Source organism: Pseudonocardia sp. (genome assembly GCF_025965585.1).
Classification (GTDB): Bacteria; Actinomycetota; Actinomycetes; order Mycobacteriales; family Pseudonocardiaceae; genus Pseudonocardia.
This window is the reverse complement of record NZ_JAOPWR010000420.1, coordinates 1-4,292: the sequence shown is the minus strand read 5'-3', so window position 1 is coordinate 4,292 and position 4,292 is coordinate 1. Positions and strand designations below refer to the sequence as shown.

Sequence of the window (4,292 nt, the reverse complement as noted above, 5' to 3'; positions counted from 1 at the left end):
GGTGGTGGATGGCGACGCCTGCGAACCGGTCCTGGTCGTTGGGGCGAGAATCGTCACGCCGCGGACCGGCATGCCGGCCACCAGCGTCGCCACCCGTCGCAGCGCCGCCTGCTCCCCTGTGATCCGGTCTTCGCCGGTTCGCCCCGGCAATACAGCCATCACAGCGAGTGTACCCGGACCGAGTCCTGCCTGGTCAGGGGCCAGTTTGGCTGGTGTGGCAGGTCCAGGGACAGCGCCAAGTGGGCCGGGTGATCAGCGCTGCGCTAAAGAAGTGCGCCCGCCGTCGTCCCGCGCTCGCAGGGGTGGCCCCGTGTGCCGCCCGGGAACCACTCGTCTCCTGCGACCTCCAAGGATCTTCATGAGTGACGCACGCACCCTGACCGACACGCCCTCCGCCACACCGGCTCTGGCCAACCTGCGGCTGGGCACCGCCCCCGACTCCTGGGGCGTCTGGTTCCCCGAGGACCCGCGCCAGGTGCCCTGGCCGCAGTTCCTCGACGAAGCCGCCAGGCCGGCTACACCGCCGTCGAGCCGGCCCCTACGGCTACCTGCCGACCAACCCTGAGCAGCTGCGCGATGAGCTCGGTAGTCGTGGACTGACCCTCACCGGCGCGACCGCCGGCACCGCCCTGCACCGCGGACCCGACGCGCTCGACGCCGCGCTCGCCGAATGCCGCCAGATCGCGGCACTGCTCGTCGAGATGGGCGCGCCCTACCTGGTCACCCTGCCCGCGATGTACGCCTACATGTACACCGGCGAGCTGCTCGAGCCCGCCGAGCTCACCGCCGAGGAGTGGACCACCCTCGGACGCGGTCACTCCGAGCTCGGCCGGGTGCTGCTCGACGAGTCCGGCGTCCGGCAGATGTTCCACCCGCACGCCGACGCCCACGTCGACACCGATCAGCGCGTCGACCACTTCCTCGAGGTCACCGACCCGACCACGGTCTGGCTCTGCCTCGACACCGGCCACATCGCCTACGCCGGCGGCGACAACCGCGCCATCGTTGCCAAGCATCCCTCCCGCATCGGCTACGTCCACCTCAAGTCCGTCGACCCGCAGGTGATGGAGCGCGTGCGCACGGAGAGGATGCCGTTCGCCCAGGCCGTTCAAGCGGGCGCGATGGTAGAGCCCGACGCCGGCGAGCCGAGCATGCCCGAGCTGCTCCGCGACCTCGACGCGCTCGGCGTCCCCCTCACCGCGATCGTCGAGCACGATCTCTACCCCGCTCCGGCCAGCGTGCCCCTGCCGATCGCCACCCGCACCTGCCGCTACTACACCGAGCAGGGCCTTGCAGGCTTCCGCCGCTGAGCGCGCACGCACTGAACGGCCCCACGTGTACCCGCGATGGACGGGTCGGCCCCCCAAAGGCGAGACCGCCCGTCCACCGTGCCCGCGCAATAGACCAAATGACTCAGCGAGACCGACCGCGGCACCGCCATCGAGCAGCTCGTCGCCTCGCTGATCGGATGGTCGTCGAGCCCTCGCAGACACGGCGCGAGTCCATCGAGCGTCTCGGCGCCCGCACTCTGGACCCGACCGCGCTCGAGGTTCCGGCGTTCATCGCTGACCACACCCAGGACCGACACGCCGACTTCTGAAACGGCGTCTAAGGACTGTCGGTGACCGGCGCTAGGCTTCTGACCAGGATGAATACCAGGCGTGTGGTCGTTCCCGACCTCGGTGACGCGGTCATAGAGGTCGTCAGCGACCTCACGGAGATGCTCATCGCGCTCGTCGACGAAACGCTGGAAAGTGAGCTGCCATCGGTGCTTGCAGTTGGCTTCGGGCTCGAGGCCCTGGACCGGATCTGGGGGGGCATCAAGCCGACTCAGGAGCGCACGGCCCCGCGGCTGTTCGCCCCTGAGTGGAGAGCCGAGTATCTCCGGCTTTCCGTGGTCGAACTCGACGCCGCGGATCTCGCGACCACGGGTGAGACGATCCGAGCGCTCGGTGCTGGACTGCTGACCGGAGATCCGCAGATCACCGGAGCGCTCGTGGACCTCGCCGGCGCCGTTCCTCCCGCTGCGGCCGCCGGCACGACGCCGGCCGACATCATCGCCTCCTTCGCGAGGCTGCACGGTCTGCTCGATCTCGCCTGGACCGACGACGCCGAACGCCTCGACGAGCAGCTCGACAAGGCCGTCGCCGCCGCCGAGCTCGTCCTGGATTCCCCTACCGCGGCCGCATACCTGAGGCTGGCCTCGCGCTTCGGCGCGATGTGGGGACCGCACCCCGACCTCGAAAGATCAGACGAGCGATGACGACAGGGGCTAGCTAGACGGTATGGAGGTCCGGGCTGGGGCCTCGCCACATGTGAACGTGGGTTGCCGGGCAGGAGCGGGTCCTGGCCGGTAGAGCCACAAGATGTGGGAGGCCCCAGTGGACGGCAAGCGTACGAGTGTCGGGCTGGATGCGCACGCACGATCGGTGGTGGCCTGCGGCCTGGACGGGGTGACCGGGGAGCTGTCCGAGCGCCGGTTGACCCCGGATCATGCCGAGTTGTTGAGCTGGCTTCGTGGGTTGCCCGGGCCGGTCGAGGTGGCCTACGAGGCCGGCCCGACCGGGTTCGGGCTGGCCCGGTTCCTGGCCGAGCAGAACGTGGTGTGTCGGGTGGCGGCGCCCTCGCGGTTGCAGCGCCCGTCCGGGGACCGGGTCAAGACCGATAAGCGTGATGCCCGGCACCTGGCCCGGCTGGTGCACCTCGACGAGATCGTCTCGGTCACCGTTCCCAGCGTGGGGCAGGAAGCGGCTCGGGATCTGGTGCGGGCCCGCGAGGACGTCCGACGGGATCTGCTGGCGGCCCGGCACCGGTTGTCGAAACTGCTGCTGCGCCAGGGGATCGTCTACTACGGCGGGAAACCGTGGACCGCGAACCACGACCGATGGCTGCAGGCCCGCCGCCGGCTGGCGGTGTTCGACCAGCCCCGGCTGGGGCTGGCCTTCGACATCGCCTACGACACCGTCCTGGCCACCCTCACCCGCCGGGACCGGCTCGATGCCGCCATCGCCGACCGCCTCGCGGCGGCGCTGGCCGACAAGTTCACGGTGCTCCTCTACGACCGTCGCGGACGCGGGACGCGCGGCCCCGTCGACGAGACGCACTCCGTCGCCAGCGACGTCGAGGACCTGCACGCCGTGCTCGCGCACACCGGCGCGCGTGCGGTGCTGGCCCACAGCTACGGCGGCCTCGTCGCGCTGCAGGGGGCGTCCCGGCTGCCGATCGACCGGCTCGCCGTCTACGACGCGGGGGTGTCGATCGACGGCGGGTTTCCGTCCGCCTATGTCGAGCCGTTCGCGGCGGCGGCCGACGACTTCCCGCTCGCGATGGCCATCCTCAGCAAGGGGCTCGGTACCGTGGGCTCGTTCTCCCTGCTCCCGATCCCGGTGCAGCGCGCCGTGGCACACCTCTTCGCGGCCACCGCCGCGGGCCGCGTCTGGCGCGGGATGGTGCCGAGCGCGGTGGTCGAGGCGCGGGAGGTGCTCGCCCACGACGGTCCGGCGAGCGCGTACGCGAGCATCACCGCCGACGTCCTGCTCGCCACGGGCGGCCGCAGCCCCGCACACTTCACCCGTGCCGCCGAGGCGCTGGAGGCGGTGCTCTCCCGCGCGCGGCGGATCGTGGTGCCGAAGGCGAACCACAACGCGATCAACGTGGCATCGCCGTCGTTCGTGCGGCATTTCGCGGAGTTCCTCGGCGCGGCCTGACAGCGATCCGGGTGTGCCGGCGTCAGCGACGAGTTGCTTGCCCACAGCGTGCGGGCGCTTCGAACGGCCGCCCGATGTCGGTCATGCCTTCGCGAGCGTGAGGTCGTAGACGGACTCGCCGCCGACGCTCGTGGCCGTGTAGTGCTGCTGCACCCACTGCGTGATCGTCGTGCCGACGCCGCCCCGACCGCCGCCGAAGCCGCCACCACGCCCGCCGGTGGGTGCGACGAAGTAGCGCACCTGACCGCTCGCGACGTCGGCCTGGAACTGTGCCAGCGCCGGAGCCGGATCGGAGCCGGTGAAGCCGCCGATGCCCATGACCGCCGTGTCGCTGGCCAGCTCCAGCGACGCCGCCGCGGAGGATCCGACCGTCGCCGCCGACCACGTGGTGCCGGCGGCCTTGAGCAGCGCGGTGAGCTGGGGGCTGGTCGTGCCGCCGCCGAAGCCGGCGAATCCCGCGAACCCGGCGGCGCGTGCACCGGCGGCAGCCACGCCGGGCCCGCCCCCTTGTCGCCCGCCGTCCCGGGTGGCGGCGCCTCGGCCTGCCTGGCCGCCGCGGCCGAAACCGTTGCCGCCCGCGACGGC

At 71.6% G+C, this 4,292-nt stretch carries 4 protein-coding genes and 1 pseudogene; 4 read left to right on the top strand and 1 reads right to left on the bottom strand.

Features of this window, described 5'->3' with window-relative positions:
* Positions 1 to 358: 358 nt before the first annotated feature.
* The 4 genes from JWR81_RS25835 (at position 359) to JWR81_RS25820 (ending at position 3,707) form a co-directional block, all read left to right on the top strand.
* Entirely contained in the window at positions 359 to 565 is a 207-nt protein-coding gene (locus JWR81_RS25835; RefSeq protein WP_297658489.1) for a hypothetical protein, read from the top strand.
* The gene (locus JWR81_RS25830; RefSeq protein ID WP_367278856.1) at positions 549 to 1,310 is read left to right on the top strand and encodes a TIM barrel protein; all 762 of its coding nucleotides are present in this window, start codon (positions 549 to 551) and stop codon (positions 1,308 to 1,310) included. Before JWR81_RS25835 ends, JWR81_RS25830 begins: the two co-directional genes overlap by 17 nt.
* A 353-nt stretch (positions 1,311 to 1,663) precedes the next feature.
* Positions 1,664 to 2,263, top strand: coding sequence for a hypothetical protein (locus tag JWR81_RS25825; RefSeq protein ID WP_297658488.1), 600 nt, complete (start codon positions 1,664 to 1,666; stop codon positions 2,261 to 2,263).
* A gap of 118 nt (positions 2,264 to 2,381) precedes the next feature.
* Positions 2,382 to 3,707: an alpha/beta fold hydrolase gene (locus JWR81_RS25820; RefSeq protein ID WP_297658486.1), complete on the top strand. Its 1,326-nt coding sequence runs from the start codon at positions 2,382 to 2,384 to the stop codon at positions 3,705 to 3,707.
* An 81-nt stretch (positions 3,708 to 3,788) separates the two neighbouring features.
* On the opposite strand, the pseudogene JWR81_RS25815 reads toward JWR81_RS25820, so the two are convergent.
* Positions 3,789 to 4,292 (bottom strand): annotated as a pseudogene (locus tag JWR81_RS25815) (glycosyl transferase); the annotation flags it as partial.